Raw genomic sequence first — 23,527 nt, forward strand, 5'->3', positions numbered from 1 at the left:
CTTCCCGTTATTCCGTTTTCCCATCTTTGTTTTTTCAGAGTGCACTTACACACCGCACCTACCCGAAACAATAATGATCACGTTAAACGTTAAACGCCACTGTTCTTTCGGCTTCCCGCAAACTTTGCGACTCCCTGCATCCAGATCTGTCCCTTAAATCTGCGCCCGATCTTCGGCTCTCCGATCAGATCTTTCTTCGCAATTCCGACATGGAAAATCATATCACTGCACTCAAGCGTCAGGTCATAAACGACCTCCTCCGTGATCCGGTTTTTCTTCTCCTCAATCTTGCGGATCTCCCCGATCACCGAATACTGATCACACTCAATTCCACTTGGCATAAAACTGGAATCCACAATCGAGTACAGATCTTCCTTCATCACTCTCTTTGAGATCTGGGAGTACATATCCATATCCTCGATCGTCAGCGTCTCCATCGCATTCTCATCGCCGTTCTTTGCGGCCTCAAGCAGATGATTGCGGTCTTTCGTTGCAACCTTTGCCATCTCGATCTGTTTTCTCGTCTTGTGGAGTGGCAGAAGCACCTTTCCCTCGGTTGCAAGACCGGTCAGGTTGACTTCCTCGACCTTTGTCGAGAGGCGTCCTAAACGGCGACAGCGGTACTCAAAACAGTTATCCAGATAAAAGATCAGCGAAATGCCCACGCGAAACTCGTCGAGAAGTCCCGCATAGGTCTCCTTCTCCGTATGGCGCTGAATCGAGCAGTCCACCGTTGAGGACGGATCGGAAGCAGTCAGATACGGGTAGTAAAACTCTCTTCGAAAATGTCCATTTGGTTCTACCTCCCCGACCATGACAATTCCCATGCCGGGAGCAACCTCTGCGCGAATCTCACAGAGATTTTCATCCTCATCAAGTTCCAGACACTGGCGCGCATTTCCCTTTTCCAGTTCATCAAGCAGTTTTTCTATCTCTCTCTTCTTTCGGTAAGTGCTAAATCCCACACTTCTCAAAAATTTATGCATTCTCTCTCCTTACCTTACTTCATACTTCATTACTTTTTTACTTCTTTGTTTTTCTTCTGCATTATACTCTATCTATCCCGCATTTTCAATAAATGATGAACGCGAAAAAACTCCCCGGAACAGACAAAATCTGTCCCGGAGAGTTTCTGTAAGACTCCACAAAAAACTTTAAAGCCTTTTGGGATTTCTTTTTTGATTTATGGATTTATGAGTTTTACGGTCGTTTTGTTGGCTATATTTAGGTTTTGTTTTGATTCAATTTATACAATACCCTGAGCCAGCATAGCATCTGCAACCTTCTCGAAGCCTGCGATGTTTGCGCCTGCAACGTAGTTGCCCGGAACACCGTAACGCTTTGCAGCGTCATCAGCCTTTGCAAAGATATTTACCATGATGTCATGCAGTTTTGCATCGACTTCCTCGAAAGTCCAGGAAAGTCTCTCGCTGTTCTGGGTCATCTCCAGAGCGGAGGTAGCTACACCACCTGCGTTTGCAGCCTTGCCCGGCATGAACAGCATACCGTTCTCTAAGAAGAAATCGGTTGCCTCTCTGGTGGACGGCATGTTTGCGCCCTCTGCAACTGCGAAGCATCCGTTTGCCTTCAGTGCCTTTGCATCGTCCAGATTCAGCTCGTTCTGGGTTGCGCACGGAAGAGCGATGTCACACGGAATCGTCCAGATGCCCTTGCCCTCGGTGTAAACAGCGGTCGGAACAGCCTCAGCGTACTCCTTGATACGTCCACGGCGAACTTCCTTGATCTCCTTAACGATATCCAGCTTGATGCCGTCCTTATCGTATACATAGCCGTTGGAATCGCTCAGAGCTACAACCTTTGCGCCTAACTGCTGTGCCTTCTCGGTTGCGTAGATTGCTACGTTTCCGGAACCGGAGATCACAACGGTCTTGCCTGCCAGCTCTTTGTCGTTTGCCTTCAGCATCTCGTTCAGAATGTAAACCAGACCATAACCGGTTGCCTGAGTTCTTGCAAGAGAACCGCCGTAGGTCAGACCCTTACCGGTCAGAACGCCCTCATACAGACCAGTCAGTCTCTTGTACTGACCATACAGGTATCCGATCTCTCTTCCACCTACACCGATATCACCAGCCGGAACATCCTGATCTGCTCCGATGTACTTGTACAGCTCAGTCATGAAGCTCTGGCAGAATGCCATAACCTCTCTGTCAGATTTGCCCTTCGGATCAAAGTTAGAACCACCTTTACCACCGCCGATCGGCAGTCCGGTCAGAGAGTTCTTGAAAGTCTGCTCAAATCCAAGGAACTTTAAGATACCCTGGTTTACAGACGGATGCAGACGCAGACCACCCTTGTACGGTCCGATTGCGCTGTTAAACTGAACACGGTATCCCTTGTTCACCTGAACCTGTCCCTTATCATCTACCCACGGCACACGGAAAGAGATAATACGCTCCGGCTCAACCAGACGCTCTAACAGAGCTGCCTTGCGGTATTTCTCCTCATTTGCATCAACTACCAGTCTCAGGGAATCCAGAACTTCTTTTACTGCCTGATGAAACTCTTTCTCTCCCGGATTCTGTTCCACCACTTTCGCATAGATCTCGTCTACATAAGACATGTTCATAACCCTCCTTCATCAATGATCCATCATTCCGTCTGATCATCATCTCTTTTTCTCTTCAGACGTTTTTTCTCTCTTTTCAGAGTTTTCATGGAATGTTGAATGTTTTCAAAACAGCGTTCAGACTGCCCGAAAAAGGCAAAAAGGGACTCTGCCATCTGGCAGAGCCCCTTTGCTCCTGACGTTTGAAAAGAGTATACTACTTTAATTCATTAAAGTCAAGAACGAAATTTATAAACTTTTTTCACCGAATTCAGATTTTTTTCTGCGGTGAAATTTTGTTTTCTTAATAGCACTTTATGATAATACTTTATTTTTTCTGTGCCTCAATCTGTTCCGCGAGATCGTTTAAGTAAACCCAACGATCCATCTTTTCTTCGAGCTGTGCTTCCTTCTCGGCTTTCTCGGTCATCAGCTGATTGAGTTTTCCATAGTCGGTTGCCGACACGGCAATCTGGGCGTCAAGCGACTCAATCGCCTCCTCAAGCCCCGCAATGTCTTCCTCAATCGTCTCCCACTCTTTCTGCTCCTTGTAGGAGAATTTGAGCTTCTTCTGGTGTGCACGACCGTCCTGGGAAGACTTCGCAGATGCTCCACTTTCCGCACCTTCGGCTCCTGTACCGGACGACGCTCCCGCTCCACCATTTCCACCCTGATTAGCGGAAACGCCACTCATCTCACCGCCACCGCTCTGAGCGAGCTTGCGCTGGTATGCGACCTGATAGTCCGTGAATCCGCCCTCGTACTGAACGACATTTCCATCGCCCTCAAACGCAAAAATACGGCGCACAACACGGTCAAGAAAATAGCGGTCATGGGATACCGTGATCACGATTCCCTGGAAGTTATCGAGGTAGTCCTCAAGGATCATCAGCGTGCGGATATCGAGGTCATTCGTCGGCTCATCGAGAAGCAGAACATTCGGAGCACTCATCAGAATCCGAAGCAGGTAGAGACGTCTGCGCTCACCGCCCGAGAGACGGGAGATCGTCGTATACTGGACACTAGACGGAAAGAGGAAACGCTCAAGCATCTGAGATGCGCTGATGCTTCCGTCCTTCGTCTGCACATACTCTGCGACGTTTCGGATGTAATCGATGACTTTGAGACTTACATCCATGTCCTCGTTCTCCTGAGAGAAATATCCGAGTTTTACGGTCTGTCCAATCTCAATCGTTCCAGAATCCGGCTTCACCCAGCCCGCGATCATCTTCATCAACGTGGACTTTCCGCTTCCGTTCGGTCCAATGATTCCAATGCGGTCATTTTTCAAAAAGACATAGGAAAAATCGCGCATCAGCACCTTGTCGCCATATGCCTTGGACAGATGCTCAATCTCCACGGTCGTTCTTCCGAGACGGCTCGAGATCGACTCCATCTCCACCTGTCCGTCTGTCAGCTCCGGCGCTTCCTGATCGCGCAGAGCCTCATATCTCTGGATATGCGCCTTCTGCTTTGTCGAGCGCGCACGCGCCCCGCGCTGCATCCACGCAAGCTCCGTCCGAAGAATACTCTGACGCTTGCGCTCAGATGCTGCCATCATGTCGAGACGCTCCGCTTTTAATTTCAAAAATCCCTCATAATTGCTCTGATAGCTGTACAGTTTTCCCTTGTCCAGCTCCACAATCCGGTTTGTCACACTGTCGAGGAAATAGCGGTCATGCGTGATCATCAGCAAGGCTCCACGGAACTTCTTTAAATAATCCTCCAGCCAGTCTGCCATCTCACTGTCGAGGTGGTTCGTCGGCTCGTCAAGGATCAGAAGATCGGCAGTCGAGAGAAGGACGCTTGTCAGCGCCACTCTCTTTCTCTGACCTCCGGAGAGCGTCTCCACCCTTGCATCAAAATCATAGATTCCGAGCTTTGTCAGGATCGTCTTCGCGCTCGCCTCAATCTCCTCTCTCGAGGTGAAATGAGGCTCGTTGCGGTTGTCTCTCACAATGCTGTCGAGAACGGAATCCCCCGGCGTAAACTGCGGAATCTGCGGAAGATAGCGGATGTAGAGATTTCTTCTCCGGATCACACTTCCGTCATCCGGCTCCTCAAGACCTGCAACGATCTTTAAGAGCGTGGATTTTCCGGTTCCATTGATTCCGATCAATCCGACTTTCTCGCCATCTCCAATGCTGAAAGACGTGTCGTCAAAAAGCAGGCGCTCGGTATAGGATTTCGTCAAATGTTCAATCGTTATCAGACTCATTTTCTGCCTTAGTCATCCTTCTCTGTCACTGCAAATACGGTACGCTTTCTTGCCATCTCATCGCTCTCAAGATACTCGTCGTAAGAGGTGATCTTATCGATGAGCTGACCGTTTACGATCTCCATGATACGGTTTGCAGTCGTCTGTACGATCTGATGGTCACGGGAAGAGAAAATCAGCACGCCCGGGAACTTCACAAGACCGGTGTTCAGAGCGGTGATCGACTCCATGTCGAGATGGTCAGTCGGCTCGTCGAGCATCAGCACGTTTGCGCCGGAAATCATCAGCTTGGAAAGCATGCAACGAACTTTCTCACCACCGGAGAGTACGCGCACTTTCTTCACTCCATCCTCACCTGCAAACAGCATACGACCGAGGAATCCACGCACATAGGTTACATCCTTCTCCGGAGAGTACTGGGTCAGCCAGTCTACAATCGTGTCGTCGCTGTCAAACTCTGCGGTGTTGTCCTTCGGGAAGTAGGACTGAGTCGTCGTCAGACCCCACTTGTAGGAACCCTCATCCGGCTCCATCTCGCCTGCAAGAATCTGGAACAGAACGGTCTTTGCGCGCTCGTTCGGTCCAACGAGAGCAACCTTGTCCTCACGGTTCAGAGTAAAGGAAACGTGATCGAGAATCTTCTCACCGTCGATCGTCTTGCACAGATCGGTCACAGTCAGAACCTCATTTCCGATCTCTCTTGCCGGACGGAAATCGATGTACGGATACTTACGGCTGGACGGACGGATCTCGTCGAGCTGGATCTTCTCAAGAGCACGCTTTCTGGAAGTTGCCTGCTTGGACTTGGAAGCATTTGCGGAGAATCGCTGAATGAACTCCTGCAACTCCTTGATTTTCTCCTCTTTCTTGCGGTTTGCCTCTTTCATCTGACGAACCATCAACTGGCTGGACTCGTACCAGAAATCGTAGTTACCTGCGTAGAGCTGAATCTTGCCGTAGTCGATATCTGCAATGTTCGTGCAGACCTTATTCAGGAAGTAACGGTCATGGGATACAACGATAACCGTGTTCTCAAAGTTGATCAGGAACTCCTCAAGCCAGGAGATTGCATCGAGATCCAGATGGTTCGTCGGCTCGTCGAGAAGCAGGATATCCGGGTTTCCGAACAGTGCCTGTGCAAGCAGAACCTTGACCTTGAGCGCACCGGTCAGATCCTTCATCAGCGTGTAGTGGTACTCGGTGTCAACGCCCAGACCATTTAAGAGGTTTGCCGCATCGGACTCAGCCTCCCAACCATTCATCTCTGCGAACTCGCCCTCGAGCTCTGCTGCCTTGATGCCGTCCTCATCTGAGAAATCCGGCTTCATGTAAATGGCATCCTTCTCTTTCATCACCTCATAGAGACGCTTATTTCCCATGATTACGGTATCAAGTACCGGGAACTCGTCATATTTAAAGTGATCCTGCTGAAGGAAGGAGAGACGCTGTCCCGGAGTGATCACAACATCTCCGCTCGTCGGCTCAAGCTGTCCGGAAAGAATCTTCAGGAAAGTAGATTTTCCTGCACCGTTCGCACCGATCATTCCGTAGCAGTTGCCCTCGGTAAATTTAATGTTTACGTCCTCAAACAATGCCTTCTTTCCAACTCGAAGGGTTACACCATTTGCACTTATCATCTTCTAACACCTTTCTTTTTTGAAATTTCTAATTCTGTGAACTGTTTCTTTTTTTTACCCGTTTTTCGGTTCGTCATGTTCACGCATTGCGCAAACAGAACTTTTTTCTGCACGTTAGTTTCTGTCCTGAAAAAAGGGGGATTCTCCGTCCCCCTTCTTCTGTATCATATTTATTTTACAGGAAAATATTGAATTTGCAAGCGTTTTTGCGGATTTTCCGTTACAGTATCACACTGAATTTTTAGTTCAGAAAATTCTTACCTTCGAACAGTGCGACGAAAGGCGAGAAAGTACAGACAAACCCGTGTGAGGCGTCGGTGCTTAGGCTGTGTCTTTTACAGCCTTATGCACCGCTACGCCCGAACCCGGAGTGCGAACGAGTTTGTCTGACTTTACTCGCCGTCGGAGCACCCCGCCAAATTTACTCTTCCTCAAGCGCCTCCATCCACGACAAAATCCCAAACTCCGCCCGCTTCGTCATCGCATCTTCGAGCGCATTCAGATTCTCCTCAGAGTGTTCGACCTCCCGGCAGAAACGATGCACGAGATCCGCAAGCCAAATCTCTGCATCCCGATTATTCTGATTATTCTGATTATTCTGACTATCCTGACTATCCCGATTATCCTGCTCGTCCTGATTGCTATGCCTTCCTCTCTGCACCCAGACTGCCTGCGCCATATCCTCAAGAAGCATCGTGCACGCAAGCGAGAACTTATACTTTCCGTAGGCATTCTCGTTGTAGACCGCTCCGCAAAAATAAGTGAACACAAAGTAAACCATCAACTGTTCCAAAAACAGTTCCACGCGCTCTCCCATCTCGGATGCAAGAAACTCCCGTCTCTGTCTGTCATATTCAGACTTCCCATTTTCATAGAGCGTCGTCTTCATCTTTGCGCGGTGATCCGGCCAGTGGTGATGAAGCGGTTCGAGCTTCTCAAGCTCCTCATAGAGAGCGCACATCAGCGCATACCGAGAAGTCTCTGAAGACTCTTGAGACTCTCTCTTTCTCTCAAGATTCCTGCGAAGAATTTCAACCCGCTCACGCTTTCCGAACCGCTCTAAAATCGCATCCACCTCGTAGAGCTTTCCATCACGAATCCGTCTCTGTAAATCATGCGCGAGCGCAAGACCGAGCTCCATCCGCACATGGGCGCTCAACGTTCTGTCCTGAAGAATTTCAAGCAATCTTTCCCTTGCATCTGTCAACTTCGTGTAAAGAAAGAAATCAAAATCCTCATACGCATCCTCATTCTCCTCCCGCTCATCTTCCTTTGAGAGGAAACGCACGGTCTCCTTCGTCCCGAGAACAATCTTTGCGACCTCCATGCAGGACATACAGAGCGAATACTCTCTCACCCCGTCAAACTCCTCGATATGACGCGGGTAAGTCCGACAAGTCCGGCATAACGAATCCGGTCCCATCTCCGTGTAGAGATCACAGAGATTGTCTTCGTTCAAAAGCGCACAACGATGATGATACTGGCTGAAAGAGCCCTCTCGCCAATTAATAGAATTGTGAAGCCTGTTTCCGAACAGTCCCTCCGCTTTTTTGTATTTCTCCAGAGATTTTTTGTCAATCATGATCTCCCATCCGGCACAGCAGGTATCTTCGCACTCCGATGCCGTGCACTGGAATTTTTTGTAATAATGAGGATATGTATAAAGCATATTTCTTTCTCCCGACCCTGTCTCTTTCTTGCTTACAACGTAGATGCGCAGTGATTCTGATTGGAAGATGTCAGGCAGAGCTGACCGGAATCACGCGCCAAGTCGATGCTTGCGTCGACTTGAAAAACGTGCCTGAAACCACTCCTCCGGTTCCAGACACGTCTCTGCATTTCTATTCGTTTCTTATCTTAGTTCAAACTCTTAATTCAAGCGCTTAAACGCCCAATCTTACAGCATGTGCTTTCTCAGCTCTGCGCCATCCTGTACGCTCAAATATGCCGGAGCGACATCAAATACGGTCTTGCAACCGGTCTGACCCTCTTTGTTCATGCGGTAGGTTGCACGCGCATAAGCTACCAGAACGGAGGAGGTGAACTCCGGGTTGGAATCCAGCTTTAAGCTGTACTCGATCACATGCTTATTCTCATCGTTCCAGCCAGTGCTTCCGGTACGAATTACAAATCCGCCGTGCGGGATACCTGCATGGTCACGCTGAAGCTCTTCCTCGCTGATGAAATGAACGGTGGTATCGTAATCAGCAAAGTAGTTCGGCATCGTAACGATCTCTTCCTCGATCTTCTTTAAGTCTGCACCCTCCTCTGCAACTACGAAGCACTCACGGGTGTGCTTCTCTCTGGTTGTCAGCTCCGGATTCTTTCCACTGCGAACTGCCTCAAGTGCGCTCTCAACCGGAATCGTGTACTGTCTTGCATCCTTTACACCTGCGATGCGACGGATTGCATCAGAGTGACCCTGGCTCACGCCCTTGCCCCAGAAGGTGTAATCATGTCCGCCAGGAAGAATGCAGTTTGCATACAGACGATTTAAGGAGAACATACCCGGGTCCCAACCTACGGAAATCATTCCGACATGTCCGCTCTTCTTTGCTGCCTCATCAACTGCTGCAAAGTGCTCCGGAATTCTTGCATGGGTATCAAAGCTGTCCACTACGTTGAAGTACTCAGCCAGCTTCGGAGTCTGAACCGGAAGATCGGTTGCGCTTCCGCCACAGAGAATCATGACATCAATCTCATCCTTCCACTTTGGAGCATCCTCTGCGGAACATACCTTTACACCCTCGGTGAGGATTTTTACGCTATCCGGATTACGTCTCGTAAATACTGCCTTTAACTCCAGATCCGGGTTGTGCTTGATTGCACACTCAATGCCTTTTCCAAGGTTGCCATATCCAAAAATACCAATTCTGATTGCCACTGTCTTGTCCTCCTCAAATATTTTGTCAAATATTCTTTTTCGTATTTCTGCTTTTTCAGATTCTGCTCATCATTTTCAAAAATACACGCTTTATTATAATAGAACTTTAATGCAAAAACAAGATGCCACCTGCACAGCGACATCTTGTTTTTTTAGGATTTTTTTCAATAATTTTCGTAACTGTTCCGTATCTTCACAGTCACGAGCAAAAATTATTTGAGCATCTCTCCGTATCGTCCGAGGAAACTTCTCGTTCTCTCGTTGTCGGAAGCAAATACCTGCTCCGGCTTTCCTTCCTCGACAATCACGCCTCCCGCCATGAAAATCACGCGGTCGGAAATATCTCTCGCAAATGCCATCTCATGAGTGACGATGACCATCGCAATGTGGAGATCTGCCAGAGACTTGATGACCTTGAGCACCTCTCCGGTCAGCTCCGGATCAAGGGCGGAAGTCGGCTCATCGAAGAACAGAATCTTCGGATTCAGCGCAAGCGCACGAGCGATCGCCACACGCTGACACTGACCACCGGAAAGCTGGCACGGATAGGCATCCGCCTTGTCCGCAAGCCCCATCTTTTTGAGGAGCTCCATCGCCGTCTTTCTGACTTCTTCCTTGTCACGCTTCTGCACACTGATCGGCGCATCCATGACATTTTTCAGAACAGAAAAGTGCGGAAACAGGTTAAAATTCTGGAAAACCAGACCGTAATTTTCCTGAATCTTTCTCAGCTCTTTTGTCGGCGCATAAACGACTTTTCCGTCTGCACCGGTCCAGCCCGCTTTCTGTCCGAGATAGATCAGCTCTCCGCTGTCCATCGTCTCAAGCATCGTGGCGCATCTCAGCAGGGTGGATTTGCCGGAACCCGACGGTCCGATCACCGAGACAATCTCACCCTCTCCGACAGAAAGCGAGATGTCCTTGATGACGTCGAGATCGCCAAAGGACTTTTTTACATTTTTCATTTCCAGTAAATTCATAATATCCGATATCCTCCGCCTACTGATAATACGAGAGTCGCTTTTCGATGTACTCCATTGCGACTGCCACAATCAGGTTAAATACATAATAGAAAATGCCAGCTGCCACAAACGGCATCAGGCTTGTCTGTGAAGATGCAAGCGCTTTTGCAATCGCAAACATCTCGAGAACGCTGATCGAGAACGCCAGGGACGTATCCTTGACCAGAGTGATCACCTCGTTCGTGATCGACGGCAGAATCCGCTTCATCACCTGAGGAAGAATGATCTTGAAAAAAGTCTGGGGCTTGCTGTATCCAAGAATCTTTGCTGCCTCATACTGTCCTGCCGGCATCGACTGAATTCCACTTCGATAGATCTCAGCGAAGTATGCCGCATAGTTGATGATAAATCCGATGAATGCTGCCCACAGACGGTAGCCATTTCCGATCTTAATCTTGAACAGGTAATACGGTCCAAAGTAAACTACCATCAGCTGAAGCATCAGCGGGGTTCCGCGCATCACGGAAATGTACGCTTTGACAATTCCCTGAATCACACGGTTTTTAGACATTCTACCAAACGAAATCAGAAGTCCCAGGGGCAGAGAGAAGACCAGCGTCACCACAAATATCTGTGTGCTGACCAGCATTCCTCCGGCTAACTGCGAAAACATCGTATTCCATTGCATATCTATCTCTCTGCTCCTTTTCCTCTTAAAACTCTTTTTAAAACTTTTTTCCTTTTTTATTTTGCGATCGTTGTAACGTCACGACCAAACCACTCGTTGGAGATCTCCTCGAGCTTGCCGTCTTTTGCCATCTCCTCAAGAGTTGCCTGAACCTGATCTCTCAGCTCCTCATTGCCCTTCTTGAATCCGATACCATACTCCTCAGATGCAAGATCCTCATCGAGAATCTTGAACTTGCTTCCGTCATCTCTCTGCTCAATCTGGTAACCTGCAACGATGACATCCATTGCGATTGCATCAACTGCGCCCATCTCAAGATCCATGAATGCGGTGTTGTAATCCGGGGTAGTCTGAAGGGTTCCAAACGTGGAAGAAAGCTCGGTGTTGTCTTTCAGTGCTGCCTCTGCGGAGGAGTCTGCCTGAACTTCCACGATCTTGCCTGCCAGATCATCCAGTTTCTCAATGCCGGAATCTGCACTTACAACAACAACCTGAGAGTTGTTCATGTACGGCTCACTCCAGGTGTAAGCATCCTCTCTGCCGTTCATCGTGAATCCGTTCCAGATGCAATCGATGGTTCCGGAATTCAGCTCCATATCCTTGGAATCCCAGGCGATCGGCTGTGGAACAAACTCCAGATTCAGACGAGATGCAACTTCCTTTGCGAGATCCAGATCAAATCCGGTATACTGTCCGTCATCCCCAACGAAGCCCATCGGCGGAAAATCCTGATCAAATCCTACGATAAACTTGCCTGCGTGATCGCCGGTTGCCTCCGCACTCTCTGCGCTCTCTGCACTTGCCTCTGCGGAAGTCTCCTCTGCCTGGCTCTCCTCAGCCTTCGTCTCTTCTGCCTTGGTCTCTGCGGTCGTTGTCTCAGTCTTTGCGCCACCACATCCGGCTAAAGATACTGCCATCACTCCTGCCATCATCAGGCTTACCATTCTCTTTTTCATAATTTTCCTCCTCTTTCCGAATGTATGCTACTCCTACATTCTGCGGATCGCACATCATTTGGCTTTCCTCGGTTTTTCTCTTTCTCGAAATGCCAAACAATCTGAAATCCGGTGCCGTTCTTTTCGCTCACGTTACCATATTAGCATGCTAAAGTGATTCTGTCTATCCTTTTTTTCTCAAAGCGCCAATAAAACAAAAAGAAATCGCCAGAACCGGTATTTTCCGGAACTGGCGATCTCTCAAATCTGATTGCTATTTAATTGGTATTTGGATTACTCCTGAGCGACCTCCTGCTCAGCTTCCTTCGCATCTTCCGTATCCTCTTCGGTAGCTTCTACGGCATCTGCTTTGTCCGCATCATTCTTCTCGTCGTTGATCTCCTCAGCGTCTTTTGCCTGATCGGCATCATCTGCATTATCTACGTCATCTGCCTGATCGTTCTGACCATCCTGGTCATCTGCAACAGTCTCATCCTCAGAGATCTCATCGTCTGCATCTGCAATCTCATCATCCACTACATCTGCGTCCTCAGTTGCATCCGCTTTATCTGCGCTGTCTTCCTTGTCCTGATCCTCAGTCTTTTCCTCCTGATTCTCATTCTTGGAATCATCTGCGGCGATCTCATCCTCAGAAGCGATCTGATCTGCATCATCTGCGACAACCTCTGTGTCTGCAACAGTCGTCTCAGTGGTGCTGATCTCCTCGGAGTCTGCCGGCTCCTCGGTCAGCTTTCCGTCCTTTGTGATCCAGAGTGTCAGATCCTTGTAGCCCTCAGCAGAAATCACGACTTCGTTGACATCCTCAGTGAAGCTCTGACTTCCAAGGTTGATATTTCCATCCGTCTTTGCCAGAGAATAGTGATCATCGTTCCATACCATGCCCTCGGTATAAGCATCACCATTTACAGTAACCTCGGTAATTGCATTCATCCACTCGTCAGCACTCATTCCGAATCCCAGCGTGTAATCACCGAAGAAGCTCTTCTGAACACTCTTCACCTCTGCCGGCTCGAGCTTTCCGTCCTCGTCTCCGATCTCTCCGTTATCGCCGTTGTTATCAGAATCTGCAAGACTTCCGTCCTTGTTGACGCTCACAGTCAGATCCTCGTAACCCTCAGCAGAGATCACGACCTCATTGACATCCTCGGTGAAGCCCTCGTTTCCGAGTTTGATTCTGCCATCGGTTACTGCTAAGGAATAACTCTTGTTGTTCCATACGTATCCAAGCTCGTAGGTCTCGCCATTTACAGTAACTTCGGTGATTGCATTCATCCAGTCGTCATTTCCCATTCCGAAGATCAGAGCGTAATCGCCAAAGAAATCTTTCTCTGCGCTCTTTACAACTGCCGGTGCAAGCTCATCAATATCGCTGTCCTCATCAACAATCGTGCCGTCTTTCTGAACTTTCAGGATCAGGTTCTTATAGCCCTCAGCGGAGATCTCAATCTCATTGATATCCTCCGTAAACTCTGCACCGCCAAGAGAAATTCTGCCATCCGTTACAGACAGAGAATAACTTGTATTGTTGTATACAAATCCCTTCTCATAAGCCTTGCCATTTACAGTGATCTCGGTGATTGCATTCATCCAGTCATCGTTGCCCATTCCGAAGGTCAGAGCATAATCGCCAAACCAGTCTTTCTCAACCTTCTGAATCTTTGCCGGCTCAAGATCCTCTCCGCCGATGTTGCTGTCATCAAGCTCAACCTGGAAGGAAATCTCCTGTGCCTCATAGTACTCTGCATAGATCTTTAAGCTGTAAGCGCCTGCCTCAGTGAACAGATCTTTTCCGAGAGTCAGAACATTTCCGGAAACCTCATATCCAACCTTCTCGTAAACGCTCTCCTGACCATTCGGCATAACAGTCTTAACCGTTCCATCCGGTCTTGTCAACTCTACTTTGTTGATGTAACGGAAGAAATCACCGCTCTCATCTGCGGTCGTGACCTCAACCTTATTTCCGGTCTTGAGATCATCTGCAACGCTCAGAGTTGCATCTGCAACCGTCTTTGCAACGTTGACATTTACGATGTTGTCCTTGTAACCGTCCATCTTTACAGTGAAGGTATTCTTTCCAAGGTTGAAGACAGATGCATCAAAGATCAGCTGGTTGCCCTCCACGCGGTACTTTTCGGAAGAAAGTGCCTGATAGCTTACGCCGTTGACAAAGATCTTTGCATTCTCCATCAGCAGTTCCATGTAAGTCTCATCTGCACCTGCAAAACGTACTTCGCTGTTCTCCTTTGCCTCAGTCAGAGTCTCGCCATTTTCATCAACCAGAGTCAGAACCGGAGCATCCTTGCCGAGATAAGAACCGTTCATCTGGGTCTCACCGAGCAGGTTGTCCTCCATGACTTCCTTAACTGCATACGGGCGATTCGGAGTCGTCACCGCATTGCCACTCTTGACATAATCTGCAAATGTCAGATACTTGCCTGCAACCTTTGCCTCCTCAACCGCATTGCGGTAGTCGATAAAGTTGTAGAACTCTCCGTTGCTGTCAAGAACAGCATCATATCCGGACATATCGCTGAGCCAACGATCTGCAATTGCAGTCGCATACTCATTGTTCACGCCAAGCTCGTCGAGAAGCAGGGCATTTGTAAGCAGGTCTGCATCAAACAGAAGGTCTGCGGACATGGTGTCGCTTCCGCCATCAGATGCATCGCCGGTACTGCTTCCGCTTCCGCCGGTTGTCGCACTTGACATCATATCGATTCCGTACAGATCGCTGTCTGCCTGAGTGCTCTCGACACCGCCAACCTGGAAGGTCGTGCTCACATTCTTGAATCCGTCTGCATAAATTGTCAGCGTGTACAGGCCGTTATCCGGAATGTTGTCGCGTCCGTTCTCAGCAGTCACATCATTGTAGAGAATGAAGCTGTCACCGATCAGATACCAGTCGGTAATCTTCTCAAGCTCTCTCGTCGTTCCGTCCGGAGCAGTCAGCTCTACGCGGTAGATCGGCATCGTCACACCGTAAGTCATGTTTTCCATCTTGAAGTGTACGTTCTGACCACTCTTGATCGAACCTGCCTCAGCAAGTTTCATCGACGGAGCCGTTCCATTTACCACATGGATCGGGAACAGGGTGCTCTTTCCGCCGGAGCGAACTCTCAGATAGTAACGACCGTTGGAGTAGAAGTTTGACTGACCGAGCGGAACCACGATCTGACCAACCTCATTTCCATTGTGATCTGCCAGTTTCTTCTCATAATTTAAGTTGTCATTCAGCGTGCTGTTGTTGCCGTTGTCTGCAACGAGATCGACATCGCTGATTGCGTCAAACCACTGCTTGTCTGCCTCTGTGGTGTAGTTGAACATGATGACTGCCTGTCCACCGACACCGTAAAGGTTGCTCTCATCCTCTGTCAGCTCTGCATCCGGAGAATAGAACGGAATTGCGTTTGACTTCTGACCCAGAGAGAAGGTGGTCTTCGTCGGATGAACACGCACATTTCCATCCTCATCGTAGTTGGTCAGATGATAGTCCCAGACATAGACAGAACCGTGTGCAAGGAAGCTCGTCGGTGCAGTGCTCTTGCTCTCAACATGCGGAGCCGTCGGTGCCACATTATCGCTCAGAGAAACGACCTGAGTCGTGCCATCCTTAGCGACAACAGACAGAGAACCCGGATACAGATCCGTCAGCTCCCACTTTACGAAGGTTCCCTCATCGTCCACATTGCTGAATGCGCTCGTCACATCAACGCCGTCCACAAGAATCTTGCAGTTGTTCAGAGAATATCCCTTTGCAAATGCAACGGTCACATACTGGCTCCATCCAAGATCAATCAGCTTCGTCTGGCTCTCCACAACAAGGGAGGTCTCGTCCGGCTGTTCCGGATTGCTTGGCTGATCCGGAGTACTTGGCTGGTCTGGGTTACTCGGCTGATCCGGGTTGCTCGGAGTCACATTGCCATCGTCCTTCTTGTCCCCATTATCACTGGAAGAACCATTGTTTGATCCATTGTTTGAACCATTATTGTTACCATTATTTGATCCATTATTGTTGCCACCTGCATTGTCTGCGCCGTTTGACGTATTATCACCGGTTGTTCCGGAATTGGAGCTTCCGTTTGAGGAGCTTCCGTTTGAAGAACTTCCACCTGAACTGCTGGAGCTTCCGCCTGAGCTACTGCTTCCTGAACCACCTGAACTTTTAGAACCACTGCTGGAGCCACCAGAAGTCGTTCCGGTCTGCATCGGTGCGGAGTACGGGATTCCTGCCTCGTTCACCCATGCGCCGTCTGCATTTACCTGATAACCATCCGGGGTTGTCTGGTTTGCCAGCATCTGACCATTCTCATTCATATAATACCAGCGACCATTTACCGGTGCCCAACCAGTTACCATCGCGCCGTCTGCGCCGAGATAGTACCATACTTTGGACTCCTGATCCTGATACCAGCCGGTGAGCATCTTGCCGTTTGCATCAAAACGATACCATTTGCCCTGGCATAAAAGCCACTCATTCTGTACAAGTCCCTGTCCCAGACGATAGCTCCATTCGCCAGTCTGAGCGGACTGCTCCCACTTACCGGTATTATCTGCAACTGCTGCGAGAGGAGACATGTTTGTCACTGACAGAGAAAACATCAGTGCTGCTGCCATTCCTGTTAAACCCTTTTTCTTCACTGTAAACCTCCTGAATGCGTTTTATGTTTTAAAACATTTTTTCTTTTGATTTTCATCTGTTAATCTGTATCAAAAACGATAAAAATTGAGTTGATTTTTATCAGTGATACACGCACAAGCGAAAATTGTTCACACAATTTTCACAGTTTTCATCATAGCAAAGCATTCTCTCAGTTTCAAGGCTGATATTGAGAATCATTTTCATTAATGTGAAAATTTTTCTCAATAATGCAAAAAGGAGATCTTATCCTGAAATTCAGGACAGATCTCCTCTTCTGTGTTCGTTATGCGTTATTTATGTTTTTTTCTCATTCCCCTCAGAATTTACTCAAAACTTTTTCTCATTTTCGAGCAAATCTCCTTTTTCTCCGTCTATAAAACTTCGCGGTCCCTGGGTCCTTGATCTGCACCGGTCTATGTATTATTTACCAGGTGCCGGTCTATGCAAGCTGTTCGAGAACCCAGTCGACATCCTTCGTCGTCTTGAGTTTTTCCAGACGTTCCGGATCTTCCAACAGCGTACAGAGATTGCTCAGGATCTCCAGATGCTCATCACCGATTCCGGCGATACCGAATACCAGCTGTGCCTTCTCTGCTCCAAAGTCAACGCCCTCCGGATACTGTAAGAACACAATTCCGGTTTTCTTGACGGTTCCCTTTGCCTGCGTTGTTCCATGAGGAATCGCAACACCCATACCGATATAAGTCGATACGAGACGTTCTCTCTCCTGCATCGCCGTGACGTAAGTACCATCGACATAGCCGAGTTTCTCAAGCAGTTCTCCTGCCGTCTGAATCGCCTCTTCCTTTGTCACCGGCTTCTGTCCCAGCTTGATTCCATCTGCAATGATGATCGACGGACGCGCAGTAGCCTTGCCCTTATCCTCAGCTGTCTGCTCCGCAGAAACCTTCTCTCCCGCACTCACCGATGCGGTTGCTCCCGCATTCGCTGTTTCTGCATTTCCATTTGCATTTTCTGCTCCCCCGGCTGAATTCTTTGCGGAATCTGCCTTCTTCGTCAGCTGAGCGTAAAGCTCATCGAGAGCCGGATCTGCAAGGAAGTTTCCAATCGTAATCAGTTTTGCCTGCGGAGCAGATTTTCTTGCGCGGTCTGCAAGTGTCGTCTGCACGACTGCAATGTCGCAGTCCGCCGGAATGTTGTCAACCGAAGTGTTCGACACCGAGATATCCGGGCGCTCTGCCTTGATGCGGTTGCGGAACTTCGTCGCTCCCATCGCGGAAGATCCCATTCCTGCATCGCACGCAAAGATGATCTTTTTCACACCCTCTGTGTTTTCAATCTTATCCGACTGATCAGAGCTTCCAGCACCGGCAGTTGCGTTCTCCCCTTTTGCCTCTGCCTTCATCGATGCCATCTCACTCTGTGCGCTCTCGAGACTCTTTCCACCTGCAAGTTTCACGATCGGACCTGCAACTACAAATGAGATTCCGGTGGAAATCAGAACGCCTGCGATTACCTTGATCAGATCGCTTCCCGGCGTCATCATCAGATACGCGATAATCGAACCCGGAGAGGCCGGTCCCACAAGACCACAACCCGTCATGTTAAACCAGAAAATGCCTGCTACACTGCCTAAAATGGGCGCAACAATGACAAGTGGGTTCATCAGAATATACGGGAAGTAAATCTCATGAATTCCACCAAGCAGATGGATGATCACTGCACCCGGAACAGAATCCTTTGTCGTCTTATCTTTGCAGAAGAACAGATATGCAAGAAGAACTCCAAGACCCGGACCCGGATTCGGCTCCAACATATACATGATGGATTTTCCGGTCTCAGCAGCCTGTGCCGTTGCAATCGGTGTGAAGATACCGTGATTGATCGCATTATTCAGGAATAAAACTTTCGCAGGTTCGATAAAGATTGCCACCAGAGGAAGCAGACTGTTCTGAACCAGAACATTGACACCGGCAGAAAGAATCATGAGAATTCCACTCATTACCGGTCCGATAATCGTATATCCAAGCATTGCCAGAATCATACCGATGATTCCGACGGAAAAGTTGTTGATCAGCATCTCGAAGCCCGCCGGCATATGTCCATCCATCGCCTCATCGAACTTCTTGATGCAGAAGCCTGCCAACGGTCCCATGACCATTGCCGCCATCAACATCGTAATGCTTGTGTTGCTCATGATTGCTCCGATCACCGCGATCGCACCTGCAACGCGTCCGCGATCTCCACCGATCATTCTTCCTCCAGTCGATGCAATCAGCACCGGAATCAGATACGTCAGCATCGGACCAACCATGCTGTTAAACCCCTCATTCGGCATCCAGCCTGTGTCAATAAACAGAGCTGCAAGAAAACCGAATGCAATCAGTGCGCCGATGTTCGGCATCACCATTCCCGACAGAAACTTACCGAATTTCTGTACATTATTTTTCACGAAAACCCCTCCTCCATTTTTTCAATGGGGAATGGATCAACTGTCCTACAATACTTTAACGCCGTATTTTCCGCATTCTGCTAGAAATTCATCCGGCAGTTTTCCATCCGATACAACGATGTCGATTTCTTTCAGCCCGCAAATAGAAAAACTGCTTTTTACATCAACCTTTGAGGAATCCATCATCACAATGACCTGATCCGCCTGACGGATCGCGGTCTGCTTTAAGATCGCCTCATCGCTGATGCCACAGGTAAAACCTGACTGGGGATGATAGCCGGTTACTCCCAGAAATACCTGATAAAAATTGACCCTCTCAAGCTCCCGAATCGCAGAAATTCCACAGACACTCTGGCTGTAACGGTTCAGTTTTCCCCCTGGAATCATCACCGTCGGACTGGAAAGTTTCGCTAACTCTGTCGCACAGCTGAGACCTGTCGTGTAAATCAAGTTAGACTGATCCGGAAACCGTCCCGCAAACATCGTTGCCGTACTTCCGGAGTCGAGAAATAACGTTGTGTCCGGATGAATCAGACCAAGCGCCTTCTCCGCTATTTTCTGTTTTTCTGGAATATTCCGCACGGCTTTCCGGTTCAGATCATCATCTGTTCCGATGAGCACCTGCACGGATCTTGCTCCCCCGTGTACGCGGAGGATTTTCTGCTCCTCATCGAGGAATTTTAAATCCGTGCGAAGTGTCATCTCGGATACCTGCGGAAATGCTTTTTTTATCTGGGAAAAACTGACTGTGCCGTTTTCATTGATCAGTTGAACAATCGCATCTCTGCGCATTTCCATTGAATCCATATATAAGTTCTCCTGTCTGTGTCAGAATCACAGACAGGATTCTGACACGAATTAATTCTGGGTGAAGTGAGACAGCAGATACTCCTCTGCCTCCGGGCACCACAGACCCTTATGTGCATCTACAATGTCTGCAAGCTCAACGAAGCGGGAATCGTTCTCTCTCTCTCCCTTTGCACGCAGATCGCTCAGTGCGGTCAGCGGAAGCTCCAAATGCGTGTAGATCAGTTTCTTTCCGCCCGGAATCTTCGGAAGATTCAGAGTCGTCTCTGCAGCTGCATCGAGACCTCCGATATGGGTAACCATAACAGCCGGATCGATGCGTCCCTCTGCGGTCAGCTTCAGGGACTCGATCATATCTGCGGTATTTCCACCGGTCGTTCCCATAACGTGAGTGGAATTGTAATGTACATCGTAGAAGTTCATCGTAGCGCTGAACTGTTTGTCAGTCGGACCGGCAAAGAAGTTCAAGCAACCGTCACGTCCAAGGATTGCGCTGGACTGGGTAACTACGGATGCAACCGGTGCATAGCACAGAACATCGTCGTAACCGGTGCCACCGGAAATCTTCATTAGCTCTGCAACCGGATCTTCGTAATTTCCGGTATTTACAAAGTGGAGCTCAATGCCTTCCTTCTCCATCACCTCTGCCGGCGGGAACAGCTCTCCTGCGCGGTCAAGACGCTCCTGATTCAGATCGGTAACAACAACCATCGACGGACGGCGATCGCAGTGAAGTGCGTAGGTCAGAGCACCAAGTCCCATCGGACCTGCACCTGCCATGATTGCCAGCTTTCCGCCTTCCTTGATTCCCATGAAGTGCTCATAGACACCCATCTGAGTGTGGTAAGCAGCGTGGAAAGCACCGATACTGCAAGACATCGGCTCTGCGAGGGATGCCTCGTAGTATGCACGGCCCTTGTACTCGAGCAGGCAACCAAGCTCCATTACCTCAGCCGGGATTACGCAGTAGGTGGTATCTCCGCCGAAGAACTCGTAGGAGTAACCCGGGCTCCACATCGTTCCCTTGTAGTTCAGTGCCGGCTGAAGAGTGAATTTCATTCCCGGTTTGAACGTATCCTGGTGGTTCTTACCAACCTTCACGATATCACCTGCAAACTCATGACCCATAATTGCCGGATGCTCTGCAACGTCCGGATGAACACGCTTATGTCCGGTACCGAGAATCGCACACTTGTAGGTGGACATGCAGATACTATCAGAAACAACCTTAACGAGGATCTCGTCATCGGTGATCTCCGGAAGTTCAAATTCCTCCAGTCTCAGATCGTTGGCTGCGTGAAGTCTTACGCCTCTTGCTTTCATAATAAAACTCCTTTCTATCTTAATGAACTTTTGCCTGATTTGCAATCCTGCAATTTTTTCATTCTCTCAATTCTTTTTATTTTTTCTAATTTTTCCAATTACTGTTCGTTCCTGAGTTGATTCAAGTCGACGGTGGCGAATTGGATTTTCCGTTCTGTCTCCTGTTTACAGTGTGCGGAAAACTACCTTCGGCATCAGCGATTCAATCACCTCATACTCTGCTGCCTGCGTTCCACTGCACATGACATTCGCTCCGCCGGTCGCTGTCGAGAGACGAGCCGTGTCCTCAAGACTGCTTCCGTTTTCCTCTGCAAATGCGAGTGCTGCAACAACGCTGTCTCCTGCTCCAACCGTGCTTCCAACCGGAACTTTGAGCCCCTCTGCGTAGATCGTCTTCTCCTCGGTCACATACAGAGCGCCATCGCCTCCCATCGAGACAACGACTTTCTTGATTCCGTAATCCTTCATCAGCTTCTTCGCTTCCGCCTCAAGCTCCTCGACGGTCTCAAGTTTGCGTCCGGCAAATCTTGAGAGCTCATGATTGTTCGGCTTTACGAGATACGGGGACGCCTTGACTCCGGTTGCAAACAGGGCTCCGTCTGCATCGAGAATGACTTTTGCGCCCTTCTCCCGGCACGCCTTCGTCCACACATAGTAGGTATCTTCCGGAGATCCCTTCGGCATGCTTCCCGAGATCACCACGATGTCGCCCTCAGAAATCTTTTCAAGCAGATCGTCGAGCAGGGCATCGAGGATTTCTTTTGAAACCGTGACTCCCGGCTCATTGATGTCGGTGTTTGTGTGATTCACCGGATCAATCACCTTCATGTTCGTTCTCGTCTCGCCCTCGACGAAACAAAAGTCGGTCTCAAGTCCCATGCGCTTGAGCGCTGTCTGGATACTGCGTCCGGTATCTCCACCGAGAATTCCGATCGCGATGCTCTTTCCTCCCAGCTTGTCGATGACTTTTGAAACATTGATTCCTTTTCCACCCGGATCTGTCCGCATTGTGGTAATTCGATTGACGCTGTCCACCGTCAGAGAAGGAATCTCAACGGTTTTATCCAAAGCCGGATTTAACGTTACCGTATAGATCATTGCAAACCTCCCACACTTTTGTTTTAACAGTTGCAAATTGTTGTTTCAACATCTTGTATCTTTAGAATATCACAATTTTTCCAAAAGTCAACTGTTATTTTAAAAACAATCTATTTAATTTTTACATGGTTTTACTTTTGTTTCAACACCAGCAATTGTTAAAACCAACAATTTTCCCACGCCTCTCAAACTTATCTCCCGCACTCCCATCTTTTCCTCTCTTCCCATTGAAAAAGAATGCGATGCGTACAGATCCAAAGCGTTTTTTGTAGAGTGTTATTTCCTGTAAAACAAAAAGAGGGAAGTACTCCTCGCACAAAAGTACTTCCCTCTTCTTTCGTTCTTATTTCGTTCTTCTTTTTATTTATTCTCATTCTTTTTTATGCTTAATTCTTATTTATTTTTGTTTGGCATTTCCTGTAAACATTTTGTATGAATTGCCTTGCAAATCTGTTCACAGATTTCCTGAAGTTTCTGGGCGCGATCTCCGAAGATTCGGATCACGGTATCACCATATGCCGTCTTGCTGAGTCCTCCGCAGATCTCCGGATCGTCCTCAAGCATCTCGCGGATCTGGCTTTTCCTCTCCTCATCTACTCTTATGCCAAATAGAAGAAGGTTTGCAAGATGAGAATGTCCCTCAAACATTCCGACCTCCTCCATCTCATAACGTTTCGGATCAAACCGGCAGTTCTCGCGGTAAATCAGTTTTCCCTCTCGTCTGACCTGAATTCTCGCATCGTATCTGCGGTAGGCAAATCGCTCTCCGCTCGCACTTCGCCCGCAAGAGAGAATCTCCTGATAGATCATCCTGCTCTGCGCACCCGCAAGATGGATCTCTGTCCTGCTCACAAAATCCGACTGTGCAAACGGAATCACCGGAAGTGGGCGATAGATCAGTGTAGAATCATCCGCAACCCGAATCTGCGTCTCGCGCTTTGCACATCCCTCATTCATCTTGTGGATCTTTTCAAAGGACTGGGAGGTACACTCCATCACCGCACCAGCCTCTGTCTCAAGCTCGATCTGCTGGGTATCTCCCTCCATGATTCCGGCGGACACAGCGAGAATCATCACCTCAATGCTCCCGTCTTCCCGCTTAAATGGCGAGAGCACCTTGTACGGAGCGGTAAAGCTCATCTCTTTCAGATAAGTCTCTGCCCGACCACTCTGGCTACTTCGCTCTGAGACAGATGCTGTCAGATGCAGGGTGGAAATTCGCCCAAATGGATTTTCTTTCATCGGATTTCTCTGCCTCCTTGCTTTCTCTGGTTTGCACGTTTCCTTTTATGGCTCTGTTTATGGATCTGTTTATAGATCCGTTTTTCTGCTTTTC

Annotated in this window: 15 protein-coding genes; all 15 read right to left on the minus strand. The window is 48.7% G+C overall.

Going from position 1 to position 23,527, the window contains the following annotated elements; all coding sequences use genetic code 11:
* Positions 1–89 precede the first annotated feature (89 nt).
* Positions 90–986, minus strand: coding sequence for a DUF3881 family protein (locus tag ACR0QT_RS04825; protein WP_432629742.1), 897 nt, complete (start codon positions 984–986; stop codon positions 90–92).
* Between the two features lie 260 nt (positions 987–1,246).
* Entirely contained in the window at positions 1,247–2,581 is a 1,335-nt protein-coding gene (gdhA, locus tag ACR0QT_RS04830; RefSeq protein WP_432629743.1) for an NADP-specific glutamate dehydrogenase, read from the minus strand.
* A gap of 313 nt (positions 2,582–2,894) precedes the next feature.
* Positions 2,895–4,784, minus strand: coding sequence for an ABC-F family ATP-binding cassette domain-containing protein (locus ACR0QT_RS04835; RefSeq protein ID WP_432629744.1), 1,890 nt, complete (start codon positions 4,782–4,784; stop codon positions 2,895–2,897).
* A gap of 8 nt (positions 4,785–4,792) precedes the next feature.
* Complete coding sequence (locus ACR0QT_RS04840; RefSeq protein ID WP_432629745.1) at positions 4,793–6,421, minus strand: ABC-F family ATP-binding cassette domain-containing protein; 1,629 nt, start codon at positions 6,419–6,421, stop codon at positions 4,793–4,795.
* Positions 6,422–6,842: 421 nt separating this feature from the next.
* The gene (fliB, locus tag ACR0QT_RS04845) at positions 6,843–8,090 is read right to left on the minus strand and encodes a flagellin lysine-N-methylase (RefSeq protein WP_432629746.1); all 1,248 of its coding nucleotides are present in this window, start codon (positions 8,088–8,090) and stop codon (positions 6,843–6,845) included.
* A gap of 228 nt (positions 8,091–8,318) precedes the next feature.
* Positions 8,319–9,305: a diaminopimelate dehydrogenase gene (locus ACR0QT_RS04850; RefSeq protein WP_432629747.1), complete on the minus strand. Its 987-nt coding sequence runs from the start codon at positions 9,303–9,305 to the stop codon at positions 8,319–8,321.
* Positions 9,306–9,517: 212 nt separating this feature from the next.
* Positions 9,518–10,285, minus strand: coding sequence for an ATP-binding cassette domain-containing protein (locus ACR0QT_RS04855; RefSeq protein WP_177977954.1), 768 nt, complete (start codon positions 10,283–10,285; stop codon positions 9,518–9,520).
* A 19-nt stretch (positions 10,286–10,304) separates the two neighbouring features.
* A complete protein-coding gene (locus ACR0QT_RS04860; RefSeq protein WP_432629748.1) occupies positions 10,305–10,955 on the minus strand; it encodes an amino acid ABC transporter permease in 651 nt (216 codons plus the stop codon).
* A 56-nt stretch (positions 10,956–11,011) separates the two neighbouring features.
* A complete protein-coding gene (locus ACR0QT_RS04865; protein ID WP_432629749.1) occupies positions 11,012–11,911 on the minus strand; it encodes an amino acid ABC transporter substrate-binding protein in 900 nt (299 codons plus the stop codon).
* A 273-nt stretch (positions 11,912–12,184) separates the two neighbouring features.
* Positions 12,185–16,549, minus strand: a complete 4,365-nt coding sequence (locus ACR0QT_RS04870; RefSeq protein WP_432629750.1) for a hemoblobin-interacting domain-containing protein — start codon at positions 16,547–16,549, stop codon at positions 12,185–12,187.
* Between the two features lie 440 nt (positions 16,550–16,989).
* The gene (locus ACR0QT_RS04875; protein ID WP_432629751.1) at positions 16,990–18,963 is read right to left on the minus strand and encodes a PTS mannitol transporter subunit IICBA; all 1,974 of its coding nucleotides are present in this window, start codon (positions 18,961–18,963) and stop codon (positions 16,990–16,992) included.
* Between the two features lie 45 nt (positions 18,964–19,008).
* Positions 19,009–19,770: a DeoR/GlpR family DNA-binding transcription regulator gene (locus ACR0QT_RS04880; RefSeq protein WP_432629752.1), complete on the minus strand. Its 762-nt coding sequence runs from the start codon at positions 19,768–19,770 to the stop codon at positions 19,009–19,011.
* Positions 19,771–19,821: 51 nt separating this feature from the next.
* Positions 19,822–21,093 carry a zinc-binding dehydrogenase gene (locus ACR0QT_RS04885; protein ID WP_432629753.1) on the minus strand — a complete coding sequence of 424 codons (1,272 nt, stop codon included), beginning with the start codon at positions 21,091–21,093 and terminating at the stop codon, positions 19,822–19,824.
* Positions 21,094–21,258: 165 nt separating this feature from the next.
* Positions 21,259–22,191, minus strand: coding sequence for a 1-phosphofructokinase (gene pfkB / locus ACR0QT_RS04890; protein ID WP_432629754.1), 933 nt, complete (start codon positions 22,189–22,191; stop codon positions 21,259–21,261).
* Positions 22,192–22,584: 393 nt separating this feature from the next.
* Positions 22,585–23,433, minus strand: a complete 849-nt coding sequence (locus ACR0QT_RS04895) for an urease accessory protein UreD (RefSeq protein WP_432629755.1) — start codon at positions 23,431–23,433, stop codon at positions 22,585–22,587.
* Positions 23,434–23,527 lie beyond the last annotated feature (94 nt).

It is taken from the genome of Brotaphodocola sp., assembly GCF_050873365.1.
Classification (GTDB): domain Bacteria; phylum Bacillota; class Clostridia; order Lachnospirales; family Lachnospiraceae; genus Brotaphodocola.